The organism is Sedimentitalea sp. (genome assembly GCF_039973035.1).
Classification (GTDB): domain Bacteria; phylum Pseudomonadota; class Alphaproteobacteria; order Rhodobacterales; family Rhodobacteraceae; genus Sedimentitalea.
On record NZ_JBDWLR010000095.1, the window covers coordinates 44,094 to 62,697 of the forward strand.

At 57.1% G+C, this 18,604-nt stretch carries 18 protein-coding genes, 1 tRNA gene and 1 riboswitch; of the genes, 11 read left to right on the plus strand and 8 right to left on the minus strand.

All coding sequences use genetic code 11. The features are described 5' to 3' along the window. The first annotated feature begins 88 nt into the window (after positions 1-88). From ABJO75_RS27185 to ABJO75_RS27205, 5 genes are all read left to right on the plus strand, one after another. A complete protein-coding gene (locus ABJO75_RS27185; protein WP_348127944.1) occupies positions 89-895 on the plus strand; it encodes a mechanosensitive ion channel domain-containing protein in 807 nt (268 codons plus the stop codon). Positions 896-982: 87 nt separating this feature from the next. Next, a tRNA-Met gene (locus ABJO75_RS27190) sits at positions 983-1,059 on the plus strand. 464 nt (positions 1,060-1,523) lie between these two features. Then, on the plus strand, positions 1,524-1,916 hold the full coding sequence (locus ABJO75_RS27195; protein WP_348127946.1) for a hypothetical protein: 393 nt from the start codon (positions 1,524-1,526) through the stop codon (positions 1,914-1,916). Between the two features lie 2 nt (positions 1,917-1,918). Continuing rightward, positions 1,919-3,064 (plus strand): HlyD family secretion protein, encoded by a 1,146-nt coding sequence (locus tag ABJO75_RS27200; protein WP_348127948.1) that lies wholly within the window; start codon positions 1,919-1,921, stop codon positions 3,062-3,064. Between the two features lie 19 nt (positions 3,065-3,083). Further along, complete coding sequence (locus tag ABJO75_RS27205) at positions 3,084-4,490, plus strand: efflux transporter outer membrane subunit (protein WP_348127951.1); 1,407 nt, start codon at positions 3,084-3,086, stop codon at positions 4,488-4,490. Between the two features lie 165 nt (positions 4,491-4,655). Here ABJO75_RS27205 and ABJO75_RS27210 read toward each other — a convergent pair whose 3' ends face one another. Together ABJO75_RS27210 and ABJO75_RS27215 are read right to left on the minus strand one after the other, a co-directional pair. After that, positions 4,656-5,684: an aldose epimerase family protein gene (locus ABJO75_RS27210; protein WP_348127954.1), complete on the minus strand. Its 1,029-nt coding sequence runs from the start codon at positions 5,682-5,684 to the stop codon at positions 4,656-4,658. A 118-nt stretch (positions 5,685-5,802) separates the two neighbouring features. Next, positions 5,803-6,417, minus strand: coding sequence for a response regulator transcription factor (locus tag ABJO75_RS27215; protein ID WP_348127957.1), 615 nt, complete (start codon positions 6,415-6,417; stop codon positions 5,803-5,805). A gap of 286 nt (positions 6,418-6,703) precedes the next feature. Between ABJO75_RS27215 and ABJO75_RS27220 the strand changes: the two genes are divergently transcribed. From ABJO75_RS27220 to ABJO75_RS27235, 4 genes are all read left to right on the plus strand, one after another. Next, a complete protein-coding gene (locus tag ABJO75_RS27220; RefSeq protein WP_348127960.1) occupies positions 6,704-7,222 on the plus strand; it encodes an oxidoreductase in 519 nt (172 codons plus the stop codon). A 42-nt stretch (positions 7,223-7,264) separates the two neighbouring features. Further along, positions 7,265-9,790 carry an ATP-binding protein gene (locus tag ABJO75_RS27225; protein WP_348127962.1) on the plus strand — a complete coding sequence of 842 codons (2,526 nt, stop codon included), beginning with the start codon at positions 7,265-7,267 and terminating at the stop codon, positions 9,788-9,790. Positions 9,791-9,884: 94 nt separating this feature from the next. Continuing rightward, the gene (locus tag ABJO75_RS27230; RefSeq protein WP_348127965.1) at positions 9,885-10,235 is read left to right on the plus strand and encodes a Lin0512 family protein; all 351 of its coding nucleotides are present in this window, start codon (positions 9,885-9,887) and stop codon (positions 10,233-10,235) included. Next, a complete protein-coding gene (locus tag ABJO75_RS27235; RefSeq protein ID WP_348127967.1) occupies positions 10,228-10,587 on the plus strand; it encodes a Lin0512 family protein in 360 nt (119 codons plus the stop codon). Before ABJO75_RS27230 ends, ABJO75_RS27235 begins: the two co-directional genes overlap by 8 nt. 95 nt (positions 10,588-10,682) lie before the next feature. On the opposite strand, the gene ABJO75_RS27240 is transcribed toward ABJO75_RS27235, so the two are convergent. From ABJO75_RS27240 to clpS, 6 genes are all read right to left on the minus strand, one after another. Beyond that, a complete protein-coding gene (locus ABJO75_RS27240; RefSeq protein ID WP_348127969.1) occupies positions 10,683-11,027 on the minus strand; it encodes a hypothetical protein in 345 nt (114 codons plus the stop codon). Then, a complete protein-coding gene (locus tag ABJO75_RS27245; RefSeq protein WP_348127972.1) occupies positions 11,024-11,944 on the minus strand; it encodes a J domain-containing protein in 921 nt (306 codons plus the stop codon). The genes ABJO75_RS27240 and ABJO75_RS27245 overlap by 4 nt, the downstream gene beginning before the upstream one ends. 113 nt (positions 11,945-12,057) lie before the next feature. Then, a complete protein-coding gene (gene hemF, locus ABJO75_RS27250) occupies positions 12,058-12,951 on the minus strand; it encodes an oxygen-dependent coproporphyrinogen oxidase (protein ID WP_348127974.1) in 894 nt (297 codons plus the stop codon). 76 nt (positions 12,952-13,027) lie between these two features. Beyond that, positions 13,028-13,828 (minus strand): SDR family oxidoreductase, encoded by an 801-nt coding sequence (locus ABJO75_RS27255; RefSeq protein ID WP_348127977.1) that lies wholly within the window; start codon positions 13,826-13,828, stop codon positions 13,028-13,030. Positions 13,829-13,861: 33 nt separating this feature from the next. After that, on the minus strand, positions 13,862-14,869 hold the full coding sequence (locus tag ABJO75_RS27260; protein WP_348127980.1) for a class I SAM-dependent methyltransferase: 1,008 nt from the start codon (positions 14,867-14,869) through the stop codon (positions 13,862-13,864). 9 nt (positions 14,870-14,878) lie between these two features. Continuing rightward, positions 14,879-15,220, minus strand: coding sequence for an ATP-dependent Clp protease adapter ClpS (gene clpS, locus ABJO75_RS27265; protein WP_348127983.1), 342 nt, complete (start codon positions 15,218-15,220; stop codon positions 14,879-14,881). Between the two features lie 319 nt (positions 15,221-15,539). After that, a riboswitch (cobalamin riboswitch) is annotated at positions 15,540-15,756 on the plus strand. 129 nt (positions 15,757-15,885) lie between these two features. Here clpS and ABJO75_RS27270 point away from each other — a divergent pair. Beyond that, positions 15,886-17,754, plus strand: a complete 1,869-nt coding sequence (locus ABJO75_RS27270) for a TonB-dependent receptor (protein WP_348127986.1) — start codon at positions 15,886-15,888, stop codon at positions 17,752-17,754. 2 nt (positions 17,755-17,756) lie between these two features. After that, a complete protein-coding gene (locus tag ABJO75_RS27275) occupies positions 17,757-18,587 on the plus strand; it encodes an ABC transporter substrate-binding protein (RefSeq protein ID WP_348127989.1) in 831 nt (276 codons plus the stop codon). Positions 18,588-18,604: the final 17 nt, after the last annotated feature.

Genomic DNA, 18,604 nt, shown 5'->3' on the forward strand with positions numbered 1-18,604 from the left:
CCACTCGCGCGAATGGAAAGGGCTTGCCTTAGGCAGGCCCTTTTTCTTTAAGCGTGATCAGGATTGATCACAAAAGAGGGCGAGTGTCTTGGAACAGATGATGGAACAATTGGGTGGCTTCGGACCGCTGGTAATCAATGCAGCCAAGGCGCTGGTGGTCCTGATTGTGGGTTGGATCTTTGCTGGCGGTATTTCGAGCTTTGTTCGAAACCGCGTGAACCGCCATCCGCGAATCGACAAGACTTTGGGCAATTTCGCCGCAAGCATGGTGCGGTGGATCATCCTGCTCATGGTGCTGGTCGCGGTCCTGGGCATCTTTGGTATCCAGGCGACAAGCCTCGTCGCGATGCTGGGCGCCGCAACTCTGGCCATCGGTCTGGCACTGCAGGGTACGCTCGCTGACCTTGCCGCTGGCTTCATGCTGATCCTTTTCCGTCCCTACAAGCTGGGCCAATATGTCGATGTGGCAGGAACTTCGGGCACCGTTGTGGACCTGAATCTGTTTTTCACCGAACTGGCGACGCCGGACAATGTGCAAATCATCGTTCCCAACGGACAGGCCTGGGGCGCGATCATTCAGAACTACTCGCATCACGACACCCGCCGCGTCGATCTAGTCTTTGGCATCGACTATGGCGATGACGCGGGCAAGGCGATGCAGATTATTCTGGATCAGGTGAACGCAGACAACCGCGTTCTGAAAGACCCGGAACCCTGGGTGCGGGTGACCAATCTGGGAGACAGCTCGGTCGATCTGACAACCCGTATCTGGTGTAATGCCGCTGATTATTGGGACCTCAAATTCCAGATGACGCGGGGCGTAAAAGAAGCGTTTGACGCCCAGGGTATCTCGATCCCTTATCCGCATCAGGTCGAGATCAAAAAGGATGCCTGACGTGGCGGCATGAAAACAGTTTTGGCCGGATGTCATGGTTCAGATTGACACCGGCCCGACTCGCCGTTAATGGGCCATGCACGGTCTGGCGTGATAGCTCAGTTGGTTAGAGCACAGCACTCATAATGCTGGGGTCGGCGGTTCAAGTCCGCCTCACGCTACCAGACCTTTCTCCTCAAGATACACGGAATTGACGACACAGACGATCGTTGCCCAACCGGGGCCGATAGTCGAGATGTACACGCCGTGCGGTTGGACGGCGCGGCGGAACAGTCCTCTGACAAATGCGACCTCCCCCGGATGTCTTAAGTCATTTCCTGTAGCGTCGCGTCGGCCCACCAGAGAGATCTGAAGCTTTACGGCCCGGTGAAAGGGGCGGCCCAAAAATCACTGGCCCTGTGCAACGCAGCCAATTGCACCCCAAACTAAATTGACCGCATTGGAAATTTCGGCAATTTTGGCGGCGACAAGGATATTATCACGAGCAGCCCCTTACCAGATTCTCAGACAAGCGCTATCAACGCGAGGACAAACGTCTTGCGACAAGGCAACGTGAATTCCGCAGGTTGCAACCATCGCCGGGTCTCTGGCGAGTTAGAAATGTGATGGGCCACAAACGAGGAACACGATGGAAAGCACCGAAAGCGGACTATCCGCAATTCATAACTCCTACTATTTCTGGGACTTTGTGGCGTTTGGCTGTGGCATGATTTGTGTGTTTGGCGGATTGGCGGCACTTTCGTGGTTGCTGGGCCTGCCGGGCCGTATCGCGGTCGCGCGAAATCACCCCGAAGCCGAAGCCGTCTATGCGATGGGCTGGACAGGGTTTCTGGCGGTTGTCCCGTGGATTCAAGCCTTTACCTGGGCGTTTAAGCCAACAGAAGTCATAGATATCCGGCGTTTCCCCGACGAGGAGCGCGAAGCCATCAAGGAAGATCTGGCCCGGTTGAAAAAGTATGCCTACGGTAAGGACGAAGAACCCGAGCAGCCCGTTACGCCAACCAAAGATCAGGAGGCCTGAACATGCTTGGTGTTGTAGCGATCACGCTTGTCTATCTGGCATTCATCTGGGTCGTATTTCTAAAGTTCAAATGGCTGCGCTTTACCCCGACATGGGGTTTGATCTCTGCCTTTTTCCTTCTTCACCTTTTGATCGTGCCGCTGGTCGGGACCAGAATGCAGTCACCGTTTTCAACCGATGTGCGAGTCGTGCGCCACACTGTGCAACTGATCCCGCGACTGCCCGAACCCACATTGGTGACAGAGGTGCGCGTAAAGGAGAATGAACCGGTCAAGAAAGGCGATGTGCTGTTCGTTTTCGACAAGAGCATCTACAAATCTCAGGTTCAGTCTGCGCAGGCCGCCGTTGTCGCGGCCAAGCAAAACGCCAAGATTCTCGAAGCCGATATCGCCGTTGCCAAGGACTCGGTAACACGTGCGCAATCCGATCTCGACTTTGCGACTGTACAACAAGACCGCTTTGCGACCCTCGCCTCACAACGCGCCGGCTCACAGGAATCGGCGGATGAATGGACCTCGCGCGTCAACTCTGCGCAGGCCTCGCTTGCAGAGGCGCAGGAATCCCAAAAGCGCGCCGAGCTTGCCTATGCATCGCAAATCGATGGTGTGAACACGGCGGTGATTCAGGCCGAAGCTGCGCTGGAACAGGCGCAATACTATCTCGCCCACACCGAGATGAAGGCACCGAATGACGGCGTGATCGTCAACCTTCAGGTGCAGGAAGGCATGGTGTCGGGTCAACTGCGCGTTGGTGCGATTGCCAGCCTCATCATCGACAAGGACCCATATCTGATTGCCGCCTACCGTCAGGAAAACCTGATGAATGTGCGCCCTGGCCAACCCGTCGTGGTGGCGATCAACACCTATCCGGGCAAGCATTTCAGCGGCAAGGTGGAAGAAATCTGGTATGCGAGTCGCCGGGGGCAATACACGCCTTCTGGAAACCTGCCGCTGTTTCCGGACATTCCCTTGCACACAGAGGCCCGGTTGCCGGTCAAGATCACACTGGATGACCCAACAGTTCGGTTGGGTATCGGGGTCGGTGGCGCCACTCTGATCCTGACCAGCGACAATCCTTTTACATGGCTGGGCCAAATCTCGTTGCGGACCTATACATGGGCCCGTTGGGTTTATCCGCTGCCGATCTAGAACTCTCTTGGGGAACCGTATGAATTTCGTTGCAAACAACGTACCGAAGAGGTTGATCGGCGCCGTTTCCGGTATTCTGGCGCTCGCCGCGTGCGAGCTCCAACCGGTGCCGACAGATACCGCAATACTTGATGACGCGCTGCCTGCCGGGACGGCGATCCCGGCGGCATGGTCCACATCGGGCGCTGCGACATCGGCGGTCAAGGGCAACTGGGTCGCCAGTTTTCGCGATCCCAACATGACCAGCCTTGTCAGAGAAGGTTTGGAAAACAACCGCGATCTTGTTGCTGCTGCTGCCCGTGTCGAGGCCGCCCTGCAAACTGTCGTGATCGCGGGCGCGCCCATTCTGCCGCAGGTCGGCCTTGGGCTCGGGAGCCAGCGATCTGAATTGACGGAACGTGACCGGATCAACACGCTTGAAGGAGGTGCAATCGCCGCGTCATGGGAGCTGGACGTGTGGGGCAAATTGCGCGCCAACAAATCGGCCAGCGCCGCATTGGCCAGAGCCATTGCCGAGGACGCCCGCTATCTCCAGCAATCCATTGCAGCAACCGTGGCACGCAGCTGGATTGCCAATATAGAACTGGCGCGGCTGATCGCCGTCAGCCAACAGGCCACCACCGTCTATTCCAACCTACTGGATCTTACCGATAAGAAGGCCGCAGCCGGTCAGGTATCAGATTTCGACGTAGTTCAGGCGCGGTCCCGCGTGGCCGCCGCCAAGGCCGCAACCAGCCAGATCCGCACCTCGCAAAACCAGGCAATCGGCAGCCTCGAAGTGCTCGTGGGCCGCTATCCGTCGCTCAAGTTGAAACCAGCCTCCAGTTTTCCCAGGATGCCGTCAAGCTTGCCTGCCTCAGGCCTGCCGCTCTCGCTGCTTGATCGCCGGCCAGATGTGATCGCCGCCCGCAACAAGGTGATCGCCGCATTCTATAAATCGGAAACCGCAAAGCTCGCCCGGTTGCCGGGCATTTCGCTTAGCGCTGCTGGTGGTAAATTGCTCGACCCTGAACTGGCGCTGCTGGGCACCGGTCCTGAATTCCTGCGGATCGGCGTCAATTTGCTCCAACCCATTTTCGCCGGCGGTGCATTGCAGGCCGACGTGGTGAGGATGTCGGCAAAACAGTCGGCGGCGGTCGCGGAATATGGGCAGACGGTGCTTGAGGCCTTCAACGAGGTCGAAACCGCACTGGCGAATGAAAAGACGCTTCGATCCGAATTGGCAAACTGGCGCGAGTCGCTGAAAGACGCAAACGAAGCACTGGAATTCGCAAATGATCGGTATGTGCAGGGCACGATCGACATGACCGGCCTGCTGATCCTGCAACAGTTCCAGCTTGAACGTCAGGTGAATGTGATCGAGACCGAGGCGGCTCTGCTCAACAACCGGGTTCTGCTTTACATGGCATTGGGCGAAAGTATCTGAGCGCTGGCGACTGCTCAGTGCAGGCGCTGACTCGTTTGCAGCCCGAGCTTCAGATTTCTCCGATGGGCCAAATCGACGCGACGGGGAATGGAGGAGATGAGCGCAATCATGACGATTCGACTCGGTACATCACCCATCAATCCTTCTTAACGCTGCAACCTCGTATCAACTGTCACGCATGGCTATGCGAAAGCGTGAGGTCTGAGTGATGCGTTGCCCTGCATCGATCCGAGCAGAGGTAAAGTCAGGTCGGTTCGGGGCGTTCGGCCAATGCTGCGGTTCCAGAGCGATCCCGGCATTGAGTCCGTATGGAACGCCACCATGACCACGCCAGTCGCCAGAATTGGTTTGACCCGCAGCATAGACCTGTAGTCCCGGCTCTGTCGTTTCCAGTGTAAGACGGTGGCCAGATGCAGTAACCCGCGCAACCTCGCGCAGAGGGCCACGCCGGGCGGAAAGGCAGAAATTATGGTCAAGCGTGGAATCTGGAACGCGCGGGCGGCGATAGTCAAACGGCGTGCCATGAACGGGCTGTGGCGTACCTTTGGGAATTTGGTCACTGTCCAGAGGTAAGTAATTGTCCGCCGCGATTTCGAGAGCGTGGCCAGACAGATCGGTGCTGCCATCAAGATTCCAGTAGCCGTGGAACGCTGGATTGAACAGCGCGACCGATTTTGCCTCGCCCGTGATGTCGATGCGCAGCGTCCGATCATCTTCAAGGCGGTAGCGTACCTTCACGTCTAGATCACCGGGAAAGCCGCCCAACCCGTTGTTTTGTACGATCGTCAGAGTGCAATGCGCATGGCCGTGATCGGACACTTCCCAGACACGTGTGTGAAAACCCGTAGATCCGCCATGCAGGGTATTTTTCCCGTGCTCGTTCCGGTCAAGCTCGTGTATCGTGCCGTCCAACTCAAAGCGGCCGCCTGCGATACGGTTCGCGACTGGACCGACGATCGCCCCAAAGTGCTGCATATCGACCAGATAGGCCGCAAAGTCGGGGCTGCCGAGAACCAGAGAACGGGGCAGACCGTCACATCGCAGGGATTGTAAGGTCGCACCATAGGTCAAGACAGTTGCCGTCAGACCGCCGCCTCGAAGGGTTAACTGCCGGACCTCAGCACCGTCCAGAGTGCGCCCCACCGTCATCATTGAAGCGAGGCTTGCAGGTGCATCTGCGTGTTCTTCAAGCAATCTGTGATCGTCAGATACGGCTGCAATAATATCCCGGTCAGGGTCTGTAAACCATGGCCAAGGGTGATCTCGGCGGTCGTCCCACGGTGCCCTGAATCCTGACCGAACGCCAAGCGTGTCAGCACAGCCCTGCTTCGCGTGCAATCAACGCCGCACGTGTTCGGTTGGCGGCACCGATTTTTCGATAAAGGTTCTTCATGTGCAGCTTTACCGTGGGTTCCTGAATATTCAGGGTCCGGGCAATTTCCTTGTTGGTCTTGCCTTCGGTCAACCCCTTGAGCATCTGCATTTCCCGTCGGGACAGCTTGTCCGCGAGTGGGTTGCTAGACGGAACGTCGGGTGTGGTCATGAATTCGACCGGGGCATATTGTTCGCCGATTGCCATGAAACGCACGGCGTTCACCATCGATTTCGCAGGCATGGATTTGGAGATGAATCCGGCCGCGCCGACACCAAGCGCTTGCTCCGCGATTTCGCGTGTCGCCTCGCCCGATATCAATGCCACGCGCTGACCACTACCCATCTTCATGGTGCGCGTCAGGCCGGCCAGGCCGTTCATTCCGGGCATATTGAAATCAAGCATAATGAGATCGTACGGCTCGTCCTTTTCAATGCGGTCGCAGGCTTCGTCGACGGTACCGGCGGTATTGGCATCAATACCACCCGCGTTCTGCAGGAACAGAACGAGTGCGTCGCGCATCAGTTCGTGATCATCCGCAATCAGAACCCGCATTGCGTTGTCTCCCTTGGTTCGAACCCTTGCTAGATATTGAAGCTGTCAATTTTGTGGCAAATCCACATCAAACTCTTCCGTTTAGGCCATTGCCGTTCTGTTGCGTGAAGCTGATCTCGTGAAGCACACTTGGTAAACCCATTGAGACTGACGCGCGATTTCCTGCCAGTCGCCAAGATGGTTCGCTAAAAACCTATCCCAAGGGGTAGTTCTCTATCCATTATCTTTCGTGCAAACTCAATCCGTTCCGGGCGATAATGTTCCGAACCATTTGAGGAGACACAGCATGATCCATCAATTCTGGAAAGCCATCACGGCCTTTCTGGTGGGTGTGATCATTGCCACGGCCGGAGCCAACGCAAACGGTCTCGAGAAACCCAAAGGCACCGTGCTGCTGACGGTTTCCGGAGCAATCTCTAAAACCAATGCGGGCGAAACCGCACAATTTGACCTCGCCATGCTTGAGGCAATTGACAGCACCGTGATCGAGACTACGACGATTTGGACCGATGGGATACAGCATCTGAGGGGCGTATCTCTTGCCGCTCTAACCAAGGCGCTTGGCGTCAGTTCGGGCACGCTCCGCGCTAAGGCAATCAATGATTATGTGGTCGAAATTCCGGTAACGGATGCCGTCGAAGGCGGCCCAATTATCGCCTATGAGTTGAATGGAGAGCAGATGCCCTTGCGAAACAAGGGACCCCTTTGGATCGTCTACCCATTTGACACTGACGTCGCGTACAAGTCGGAGCAGATTTACACACGCAGTATCTGGCAACTCGACAGAATCGAGGTAGTCCAGTAAAGCGGCCCGCATCGCATTGGCATCATCTAACGGAATTTACCCTTGTCCAACACCACTCACGGACGCTTCAGGGCCGGTCTGACCTTCGGGATCATGGCCGGTCTTGTTGCTTTATGCATCATCGCGTTGATGTCCATTCGCGTGGTGAGAGACCTCCGACTCCTTGAAACAGCCAACTCCGACAACTTGCAGTGGACGGTCACACAGAGCGAAGTCGAGTATTTGGGCATGCTCGTCGAGGTTGATCGGACTCGGTTGCATGAAACATCAGATCTGAACGATCTGACGCGTCGATTCGACATCTTTTACAGCAGGATGGCGACGCTCAAAGAAGCACCGTCAGCCTCGGCTTTAGTTGAAAGCGAGGACTATCGCACTGCGCTCAAGGCCGCGCAGGGGTTTCTTGACCGTACGGTTCCATTAATCGATGGAGATGACGAAACGTTGCGCGCATCCTTGGCCGTGATTTCTGCCGACGCGCGAAACATTCGCCAGAACATGCGTAAGCTCGCGAGTGCGGGTCTTTCTGAATTCTCGAAAACTGCCGAAGAACGGAGAAAGGACGTTGCGGTTACATTGTTTCGTTTGGCCGTGGTGGCCATCGGTTTGATCGTTGCACTGGCGTTGTCTGTCGTTCATCTGTTTCGCCTGAATAAGCAGAAAGTATTGCGCCAGAAGGCCATGGTGCAAACGGCAAACCGATTGAACACCATCATTTCCACGTCACTTGACGCGGTAATTGTATGTGATGCCAAGGGAGGAATTCTCGAATTCAACCGGGCTGCAGAGATCATATTTGATCATCCCGCTGCCGGTGTCATCGGTAAGAATCTCTTGAAAACCACTTGCCCGCCGGAACTTCGCAGCGGATTTCTTGACCAGCTAAGACGCTATCGTGAAGGTGAAAATCCACGTTTCGCGAGTCGTGGACGTATGGAGCTGCAGGGCATGCGCCGCAATGGAGATCGGTTTCCGGCAGAAGTTGCGGTACAGGTGGCGCATACCGAGGACGGCCACATCTTTATCATCTTCCTGCGGGAAATTTCGGCGCAGGTCCGCGCGGAGACTGAACTGGTTCAAGCACGCGATCAGGCTCTTGCGGGGGAACGCACCAAGACCGAGTTCCTTGCCACAATGAGTCATGAGATCCGCACGCCGCTGAACGGGTTATTGGGAAACCTATCGCTGTTGCATGCGACAAAGCTGGATGGTCGGCAAAAGCGTATTGCCGAGAACATGGAGAAATCAGGAGAACTGCTTTTGCGGCACGTCTCGGATGTACTGGATATCACGCGATACGATACCGGGCATCTGCGTGTCGATCATGTCCCGACACATCTGGATCGACTGGTCAGGGATCTGATCGACAGCCAGTCGGCGATCGCCGCCACAAAGGGCACTACATTGAGTTGGCGATGGATCGGCGAACCGATGCCCTGGGTCGAATCCGATCCCGACCGCTTGCTGCACATTTTGCAGAACCTGATCGCGAATGCGGTGAAATTCACCCATGACGGTCATGTGTCGATCACGGCAGAGACCTTGCACACCGATGAGGGAGGGCACGAGGTATTGTTTCGTGTTCGGGACACCGGGATCGGGATCGCATCAGAGCTGCGCGCGACGGTATTCGACGATTTCGTGACCGGCAACACCGCCTATGATCGGGAATTTGGCGGGACCGGTCTGGGGCTCAGCATTGCCAAACGCTTTGCAACCGCGATGGGCGGCGATATCGGGCTTGATGAACCCGATGGTTTGGGCGCGGCGTTCTGGGTCCGGATCCCGGTACGATCTACTGATCCAATCGCTGAATCCACGACGCGAGAACAGACGAATGACCTGCCAACCAGCACCATTGGGCTAAACATTCTGGTGGTCGAGGACAACGAAATCAATCGTGTGGTCGCCTGCGAAATGCTGCAAGCTGCCGGACATAAGATCACCGAAGCGCATGACGGTAGGGCGGGTGCCACACTGGCGGATAAGACACGGTTTGACCTGATCCTCATGGATATCAGCATGCCGGTCATGGACGGTCGCGCCGCGACACGAGCCATTCGAAACGGTGGTGGCAAGTCTGCGGAAACACCGATCGTGGCGATCACCGCGAATGCCATGGCCGAAGAGCAGGCAGCGTTCCTCAAGGATGGGATGGATGGTGTCCTGACCAAACCCTTGTCTGATTCAGCACTGGCCGAGATCACGGGGCGATATTCGGTCGCCGAGCGCACAGAAAATGCCCCTTGGTCGGATGCAGATCATCACCACCAGACGCGTGTGACCTTTGGTGAAGAGGCCTATGAAAAGCTGGTTGGAAAATTCATCACCGAGAGCAAGGTTCTGATTGCAGAGCTTTCAAAGAACGGCAAACTGAGCAATGCTCAGATCGAACGCCGCTGCCATCAGGTCGCCGGAAGCGCCGCGATATTTGGAGCGACCGCGATGCAGCAAAACCTCAGAGCGATACAGTCCGCCGCAAAGGGTGACGATCCTGCCGCGATGGCGGTACATCTATCTGAATTGGGGCTGATCTGGGAAAAAACCAAATTGTCCCTGCAGCCCTGACGCAGCGCAGCGCACTTTGATCTACCTGCAATGCAGGCTTGCGCGCGATCTTTACGGTTGCAACAAGTCACTTGGAAATTGATAGGAGAGCGGGATGAAGCGGATGCTGACTGAATTCGGAATGGGTACCTCGCTACGGCGTGGCGACTACACCGAAGCGGCACGACGGGCGGTTAAGGATGCCCTTTGGCACAACTCGATCAACATGGCCGAGTTGTTCGGCTTTCCCAAGGAAGCGATGAAGATCACAGTCGAGATCGGCGTTCAGAAACCGGATGAGGTTGATGCCGACTCCATCCTTGCCGTGTTCCCCTATGGGCAGCCAACGGTCACGGTAGGCCAGGGTGGTCTCGATATTGTGCGCCCTGACAACGATGGCAACCCGACGGTCATCGCCAATGCCGCCATTTCCGTCGCCTTTGACATGGAGCGCGCCGATGGCTGAGCAACGGATGATCATTGAAATGGGCATGGGCAACGATCAATACGGGATGGACTATACCAAGGCCGCCGCCCGTGCGATCGACGACGCCGTTCGCCATTCCGCCTTGCCGATTTTTGCCTCTCTGGATCTGAGCACCGACGCGATGCGGGTTCAGGTGACCGTGGGCGTACAGGATCCCGACAAGGTCGACGTCGCCATCCTTGCAGCCAAACTGCCAAGAGGCCACGCCGAAGTTCGCGCGGTCAAAGGTGGGCTGAATGTCGAGAACCCGGCAGGGAACACAATCGTCATTGCATCCGCAGCGGTCGAAGCGTTCCTGCCGCCACAATCCGGTTGGAAACTCAAAAGTTAGAGTATTTTTCGAACACACCGGTGTCGCCCGTGTCCGGATTGCGCATGGCCGAGCAGCGCATTCTTGATACGGGCACCCTTGGGCAACAGATCGGGTCAGGCCTGATCGTCGCGTCCCGACGTCCAGGCCGCCGCGACCCGTTCGCGTACGTCCTGGGCCTCGTTCTCCAAAGCAGCCAGCAAGCTGCGCAGATCACTGCGGGTCGTGTGCAACTGGTCGATCAGTGAAATGATCACTGCCAGAGAGTCTTCGTCGAGATCAAAATCGTCAGTCAGTTCGCACAGCAGATTCAACCGTGCGAGATCAATCTCACCAAACACCGGGCCAGAACTTGATTGCACCGGCACAACGATCTCCGCCTGAACAAACCGCGTCAGCCGCGATTGGGTCAGATTGCCAATAGCCGTGATGACTTCGGTTTCGCTATAATGGATGGTCATGAACTCATCCCTTTTCGTGGATCATAGCGGTGCGTATCGCGCCAGGTTTCCATGAAGCGTGCAAGTTCGTCGTCAATCTCTGGCGGCATCACGATCGAAAGTTCCACACGTTGATCACCCGCTGTGCCTTTGACCGGCTTGACGCCACGGCCGCGCAGCCGAAGCACCTGACCGCTGCTGGCACCCTTGGGGATGCTCAGGTTCACCGACCCGTCAATCGTAGGTGTCGCAACCTTGGCACCCAGAACGGCCTCGTCCACCGTAATCGGCAGCGTCAGTACAATGTCATTGCCATCGCGCCGAAAGAGCCGATGTTCGCGCACCGACAACGTCACCAGCGCATCCCCCGCCGGTCCATCCCCGAACCCAGGGCTGCCCTTGCCGCGCAAGCGGATGGTTTGGCCGTCTTGCGTGCCTTGCGGAATCGCGACCCCAAGGCCCTGACCGTCAGGCAGCGTGATCCGGGTCTTGCCGCCATTCACCGCAGTGAGGAAATCAACCTCAAGGGCATAGCGAGCATCTTGTCCACGCGCATTGAAATCACCAAACCCGCCACCGGGGTGTCCGCGTGCGCGCATGAACTCAGAGAAAATATCCGATGCGTCGCCGAAATCACCGGGGTTCGGCCCGCGTCGGTATCGGTTGTCACCACTGTCGGCAAAATCCCTGTAATACTGGCGCTGTTGCTGTTCCTGACCGCTTGCGTCGATTTCCCCCCGGTCGAACCGGGCGCGGGTTTCGGAGTCTTTCAACAGATCATATGCCGCCGAGGCCGCCTTGAATTTGGCTTCGGAGGCCGCATCGTCCGGGTTGAGATCCGGATGATGATCCCGCGCGATCTTGCGATACGCTTTCTTGATCTCGTCAGTAGTTGCCGACTTGGTCAGGCCAAGTGCGGCATAGGGGTCAGTGCTCATTTATCTACATTCAATATGAACCGGCGCAGTGGCGCGCGGGCTATTGCTTTGGGGTTACTCAATATCAAAGATGATCCGCAGCAGATTTCAACCCTATGATGCGTAAAATCGCGTCAAACCCACTTTGCCAGCGGCGGCAAGCTCATCAATACCGCATTGGCATCATGCCCGGTTTCCAATCCGAATTTTGTGCCTCTGTCATAAACGAGATTGTATTCTGCATAGAGCCCACGGTGAATGAGCTGGGCGTCCTTGTCGGTCTCGTCCCACGCCTGGTCCTTGCGCCTTTCGACCAGCGGCACATAGGCGAGCAGGAACGCGCGCCCAATATCCTGGGTCAGCGCAAAATCTGCAGCCCAGTCGCCGGTGCAATAGTCATCCATAAAGATCCCACCAACACCTCGTGCACGTCCCCGGTGCGGAATATAAAAGTAACTGTCCGCCCACTCTTTGAGCCTCGGGTAATGGGCCAACCCATGCGGATCGAGATGTTCCTTTTGGGTGGCGTGAAAATGTGCTGTATCTTCGTCGTATTCAATACACGGGTTCAAATCGGACCCGCCACCGAACCACCACCCGTGCGGGGTCCAGAACATGCGCGTGTTCATGTGGACCGCAGGCACATGCGGGTTCTGCATATGCGCGACCAGCGAGATTCCAGATGCCCAGAAACGCGGGTCGTCGGCCATACCGGGCAACCCCTTGCGCGCGGCCATCGCCGCCTGCGCGCGCGCACCCAGCGTGCCATAGACCGTGGACACGTTAACGCCGACCTTCTCGAATACGCGCCCACCTCGCATCACGCTCATCAATCCGCCACCGGCATCCGATCCATCGTCAGAGGCGCGCGTTGTTTCCTTGACTTCAAATCGGCCTGCGTCTGTGTCGGTCAACGGCCCCTGAACAGGACTGTCTTCCAAGGCTTCAAACGCGGCGACAATTTTGTCGCGCAGTTGGCGGAACCAGGCTGCGGCCTCTGACTTTTGCGCCAACATGTCCTCACTCATCCTATGTCCTGCCTTTTTCTTGCTGAAAATATCCCGGGGAGCGCGAGGGGCTGGCCCCTCGCATCCTTACCTACGCTCAATGGGCGGGGGCCGCGACCGGATCAAGAAGGGTTCGCCCGCCGTCCACAGTGATCACCTGACCGGTCATAAAACCGGACCCGTCCGAGGCCAGGAATTGCACCGCGTCGGCGACTTCACCGGGGGCCGCAACCCGTGCCAGTGGCGTATGGGATTCGATGTCCTGTCGATAGTCACGATGTTCCTTTAGGATCGATTTCAGCGATGCGCTCATCACCGATCCAAAGGCCACCGCGTTGACCCGTATCCGGTTTGGGGCCAGCGCCACCGCCATAGATCGTGTCATCTGGTCCAACGCGGCAGAACTGACCGAATAAGCCAGCAGATCGGGGTGGGTGCGACGGGCGGCAATCGAACTGAGGTTGATGATCGAACCTGCTTGTTTCTCACTTTCAGAATCGGATTGCTTGATCATTCTGCGCGCCACCAATTGGGTCAGTCGAAAGGCTGGCATCAGGTTCTGGTTGAGCAGGCTGATGACTGAATCATCATCCGGATCCAGCGGATTCGAAGGAACAACCTGCCGTGATCCATTGACCAAGATGTCGATTTCATCGAACGCGTCCAGAGTTGCCGAAACTAGGTTGGCAATGGTCAGGCGTTCGCGCAAATCTCCGGCGAAATACCGGACATTACTATCGTCAACCTGTTCCCCCAATTCGTTCTTGAGCCGCTTTTCGTCCATGTCGGCGAACATGACGTTTGCGCCCTTTTCGACAAACTGACGTCCTATGGCCAGACCGATGCCATTGGCCGCTCCGGTGACAATGGCGGTCTTGCCGGCGATGGAAAAGGACATGGAAACACTCCTCGTGCATGGAAATGGCGCGGATCAGCGCCGTGTGCGGTTGGGCGTAGGTTTACCAGTGGGCTTTGGGCGGACGGCGTGGAAGATCTTGAACCGGTTGTCACCACCCGCGTCCTCGACCTTGGCGAAACACTCGTCCAGTGTGCGTTCATAGGGTAGGTGCCGATTGGCCACCATCCAGAGATGCCCCGACGGCTTCAGCATCCGCGCAGCAGCCGTAACAAAGGCGCGCCCCAGCGACGGATCGGCGGTGCGGCCCATGTGAAAGGGCGGATTCATGATGATTGTATCGACACGCTCTTCTGGTGCCCAACGGGTGGCATCTGCCCAATGAAATCGGGCACGGGGGTCGGAAACATTCTGGCGGGCGCACTCCAGGGCAATGGCATCTGCCTCAACAAGATCCAGCCGTTCTACCCCGTTCCTCGTCAGAACCTGTGCCGCAAGATACCCCCAGCCGGCGCCCAGATCGGCGACGTGTTTTCCCATCTTTTCTGGCAATGCGCGCCCAAGAAGCTCCGACGCCGGATCGACTCCGTCGGCAGAGAACACACCCGGTGCAGTGACAAAATCACCGATGGTTTGCGGGCTGGCTTGCCAGTCTGCAAATGCCTCCGGATTGGCATCAAACCAAAAGAGTTTGCCATGTGATTTGGCCACCGGTCCGAATACATCCACGCGCTTGCGACACTCTTTGAGCATGCTGTCGATACCGTCGGTTTTGGTTCCGTCGATGATGACAGGCCCGGTGTTGCGCTGGCAGGCGCTTGCGATCAGGGAACGGGCCAGCGCCTTGGCGCGAGGCAGGCATACGAGTGCGGCCCCGCATGGCGCATCGCTGAACGCAGCGCAGGAATACCCCAAAGACTGGAAATGGTCGAAATCCGGTTTGAACGGCTGAACGACTTTGATCCGGTCAGCAGGCAGCGCAGACAAATCCGTCATCGCAACCGGATGCAAGACCGACACCACGCCGGTCGCAGGCAGATCAAGTCCACCTGAATCAATCGCCAGAGGCAGCCGGGCGGACATTGATGCGGCCTAGTCTTCCTTTTCCATCGTGCACTGCAAAGGGTGCTGATGGCGGCGGGCAAAGTCCATGACCTGACCTACCTTGGTTTCTGCGATTTCGTGGCTGAACACACCAACAACGGCGACACCTTTCTTGTGCACCGTCAGCATGATTTCAAAAGCCTGCGCATGGTTAAGCCCGAAAAACCGCTCGAGCACATGCACGACAAACTCCATCGGAGTATAATCGTCGTTCAGCAAGAGCACCTTGTACAGCGGAGGGCGCTTGGTCTTTGGGCGCGTTTCAAGAAGGATTGACGTGTCTGAATCGTCATCCGTCTTGTCCGACAGCGTTACGGGCACTTGTGTCATTGCGGCAGAGGGTCCGGTTTTCGTGAATTTGTCTCAATGTTCATGGCTTATATAGCCTTCCTGCAAGATTCGGAAAGAGCCAGTGATTGTTGCGCCTGCTGAAACCGCGTTCATTTCTGGCTAGACCATTCCCGCTTGTCGTCACTCCCGGCATCCGGCGGGTCGGATTCCGGTAAATTCGAACCCGCCATGACGTCGCCAAGATGGCTACCTCGCCACCGGACGCCAGGTTCGAGCCAAACAAAGCCAGTTTCGATGCGCATGGTCAAACCGATCAGGTTCCCTGAATTACGCTCTTCACAAGATATTAAAATCGCGTTAACCGTTTCGATGCTTCGGTCCGGGCAACCTGTTGTCCGGATAATAGGGAACACGGTGCGGTGCCGCCGACATTGGCACCAAATCCGTGACTGCCCCCGCAACTGTGAGCGGTGAGCGAAGCCGGTATACACCACTGTTACGCTTTGCGTGATGGGAAGGTCCGGCTGAGCATTGACCCGCGAGTCAGGAAACCTGCCGAGGTGATCACCCTGTCTGAACGCGAGGGGCGTTTCGGCTGCGGTTCTTCCGCTGTGGTGGCTTCACCGTCTGCGGGGGTTAACCATCCCTCATACGACATATTGACGTAGTGCAACCGGTTTCCCGGTTGAACGAGAGGGGAAAGAATGACCCGTACCATCCGCATGGCTTGCGTAGCCATTTCCGCCGTATCTGCAGGCCCGGCGCTGGCTCAGACACCATATGAGCTTGACGAGATCATAGTGTCCGGCGGTTTCAGCCCGATCGAAGAGCGACGCTATGGGCAATCGGCCTCGGTGCTGACCGCCCAAGACATCGAAGATCGTGGTATCCTGACGGTTCAGGATGCGCTTCGCGCGGTTCCCGGCCTTGCGGTCAGCGGGACGGGAAACAACTTCACGCAGGTCCGTATCCGCGGCGCTGAGGCCAATCACACGCTGATCATGGTTGATGGGGTGCAACTCTCTGCTGGCGACAGCGAATATATCCTCTCCGGTCTGGACACCGCAAATATCGAACGGATAGAAGTTCTGCGCGGGCCGCAATCCGTGTTCTATGGCAGCAATGCCTCGGCCGGTGTGGTCAACATCATCACCAAACGGGGTGCAACAGGCACTGAATACGGCGGGTCGGTTGAAATCGGCGACGGCTATGCCGCCTCGGCACGGTTTTCGGTCCGGTCTGACCGGGGCGGCCTGGCCTTTGGCGTGTCGCGTCTGGACGACGACGGATATGATTTTTCTGGCAGCGACGGTGAACTTGACGGAACACGGCGATCCACCCTGAACTTGACCGGCGACTACAACGTGACGGATCGGTTGACGTTGGGATTCACCTTGCGTGCGTCAAACGAGAAGTTTGCGTTTGACACGACAAGCTATGTCGCCAGCACGGCAGACGAATATGTGATCGACGATCCCAACCAGACCTCGGAACGCAAGGAACGGTCTGGCAGCCTGTTTGCGGAATACGAAGCCTTGGACGGACGATTGGTGCATCGGCTGACCTTTGAAGGGTCGGAATACGAACAAAGCACAAATGGTGCCACGCCCACCAAAGCGGATCGTTCAGCCGCGAAATACCTGCTGAGCTATGGGCTGGACGGCTATGCAGTCGCCTCTACCAATCACCTGCTGAATATCATGGCCGAATGGGAACAAGACAGTTCCTCGAGCAACCCGGAATACGAGCGCGAGACCAATTCGGTGGCGATGGAGTATCGCGGAACATTGGACAATGGCCTGAACCTGCAGGCAGGGCTGCGCTATGACGACAACAAGGTCTTTGAGGATGACCTGTTGTGGATTCTGGCCGGGTCCTACACCTTTGTCGGCAGCGGTGTGCGGTTGCATGCGTCGGCCGGGACGGGGTCAGTCAATCCCACCTATTTTGAACTCTTCGCGGATACCTTTGGTTTTGTCGGCAACACCAGTCTAAAGCCGGAAAAGAACCAAAGCATCGATTTTGGTGTCGAAGTCCCATTCTGGGGAGATCGCGGGCTGGTGGATGTCACTTATTTCCACGCGAATCTCACAGATGAAATCGTATCAATATTTGACCCTACCACTGGCAATTCTGTCTTTATCAATGAAAGCGAAAAGAGCCGCCGGCAAGGTATCGAAATCAGCGGCAATCTGCAGGCCACCGATACGCTTGAGCTGCAGTTGAGCTATACCTATCTGCACGCGAAGAATGCGGATGGCACGGTCGAAGTCCGTCGCCCGCGACACGAGTTGTGGTTGGGCGCGACTCAGCAATTCATGCAGGGTCGTGGCAGCGTCACTGCGGATCTGCGCTATATCGCGGGGAACTATGACACTCAGTTTTTCAGCAGCTACGAACTTGCCGAGTTGCCGGATTATGTGACGGTGGACGTCGCCGCACAATACGATCTGACTGACACGGTGCAATTGACCGGTCGTATCACCAACCTGTTTGACGAAGAGTATTCCGATACCTGGGGCTATGCCACGCGGGGCCGCACGGCCTATGTCGGGCTGCGGGCGGCGTTCTGAGGATGCGAGTGGGGGTCTTCGCACTCTGCGCTTTGATCGGTTGGGTCGGGTTTGCCGTGGCTCAACCGGTTCGCGTGGTGTCGATAAACCTCTGCACCGACCAGCTCGCCATGCTTCTGGCGGGGCCGGATCAGCTTTATTCAGTGTCCTATCTCGCCAAGGATCCACGCGCGTCTGCAATGACAGTTGAGGCCGAGCAGTATGTGATCAATCACGGGCTGGCCGAAGAGATTTATCTCATGCAGCCTGATCTGGTGATTGCGGGAGCCTATTCGACACGCGCAACGGTGGATATGTTGCGGCGGCTTGGCGTTCCGGTTGCCGTGTTCGAACCGACCTACTCACTGGACGATGTGGGCGCGCGGATTACGCAGATGGGTGAAGTCCTGCAACGTCAAGGCGCCGCGGCGATCATGTTGGCGGATTTTGATGCATGGCTCAAAGTGTTGACCGCCGAGGTCGAACACAATCCCCGCGCGATCCTTTACTACGCCAACGGCTATACGTCCGGCGACAACACGCTTGCAGGTCAAATCCTGCTCGCGGCCGGGTTTTCAAACGCTGCCAGCGAAGCCGGGTATGAGGCAGGTGAGAAACTTCCCCTTGAGGTGCTGGCACTGACCGAACCGGAGATCGTGATTGCCGCACGCCCATATCCGGGTGCGTCGCGATCCGAGGGCATTCTGGATCATCCGGTGGTACAAAAGCTGCGCGTCAACCATGCCGGGGCCACCATGACCGACCATGACTGGGTCTGCGGCACACCTTATGTGCTGCGCGCGATTGAAAACCTCGTGGCGGCCCGCGAAACCCTGAGCGGAGCAAAGCCGTGAGCCGTCTAACCCTTCTT

What these genes read in the sequence shown, in the direction of transcription:
- ABJO75_RS27195 (WP_348127946.1), top strand. Translation starts at nt 1,524, where the DNA reads ATGGAAAGCACCGAAAGCGGACTATCCGCAATTCATAACTCCTACTAT.
- ABJO75_RS27200 (WP_348127948.1), top strand. Translation starts at nt 1,919, where the DNA reads ATGCTTGGTGTTGTAGCGATCACGCTTGTCTATCTGGCATTCATCTGG.
- ABJO75_RS27205 (WP_348127951.1), top strand. Translation starts at nt 3,084, where the DNA reads ATGAATTTCGTTGCAAACAACGTACCGAAGAGGTTGATCGGCGCCGTT.
- ABJO75_RS27215 (WP_348127957.1), bottom strand. Translation starts at nt 6,417, where the DNA reads ATGCGGGTTCTGATTGCGGATGATCACGAACTGATGCGCGACGCACTC.
- ABJO75_RS27220 (WP_348127960.1), top strand. Translation starts at nt 6,704, where the DNA reads ATGATCCATCAATTCTGGAAAGCCATCACGGCCTTTCTGGTGGGTGTG.
- ABJO75_RS27230 (WP_348127965.1), top strand. Translation starts at nt 9,885, where the DNA reads ATGAAGCGGATGCTGACTGAATTCGGAATGGGTACCTCGCTACGGCGT.
- ABJO75_RS27235 (WP_348127967.1), top strand. Translation starts at nt 10,228, where the DNA reads ATGGCTGAGCAACGGATGATCATTGAAATGGGCATGGGCAACGATCAA.
- ABJO75_RS27240 (WP_348127969.1), bottom strand. Translation starts at nt 11,027, where the DNA reads ATGACCATCCATTATAGCGAAACCGAAGTCATCACGGCTATTGGCAAT.
- ABJO75_RS27245 (WP_348127972.1), bottom strand. Translation starts at nt 11,944, where the DNA reads ATGAGCACTGACCCCTATGCCGCACTTGGCCTGACCAAGTCGGCAACT.
- hemF (WP_348127974.1), bottom strand. Translation starts at nt 12,951, where the DNA reads ATGAGTGAGGACATGTTGGCGCAAAAGTCAGAGGCCGCAGCCTGGTTC.
- ABJO75_RS27255 (WP_348127977.1), bottom strand. Translation starts at nt 13,828, where the DNA reads ATGTCCTTTTCCATCGCCGGCAAGACCGCCATTGTCACCGGAGCGGCC.
- ABJO75_RS27260 (WP_348127980.1), bottom strand. Translation starts at nt 14,869, where the DNA reads ATGTCCGCCCGGCTGCCTCTGGCGATTGATTCAGGTGGACTTGATCTG.
- clpS (WP_348127983.1), bottom strand. Translation starts at nt 15,220, where the DNA reads ATGACACAAGTGCCCGTAACGCTGTCGGACAAGACGGATGACGATTCA.
- ABJO75_RS27270 (WP_348127986.1), top strand. Translation starts at nt 15,886, where the DNA reads ATGACCCGTACCATCCGCATGGCTTGCGTAGCCATTTCCGCCGTATCT.
- ABJO75_RS27275 (WP_348127989.1), top strand. Translation starts at nt 17,757, where the DNA reads ATGCGAGTGGGGGTCTTCGCACTCTGCGCTTTGATCGGTTGGGTCGGG.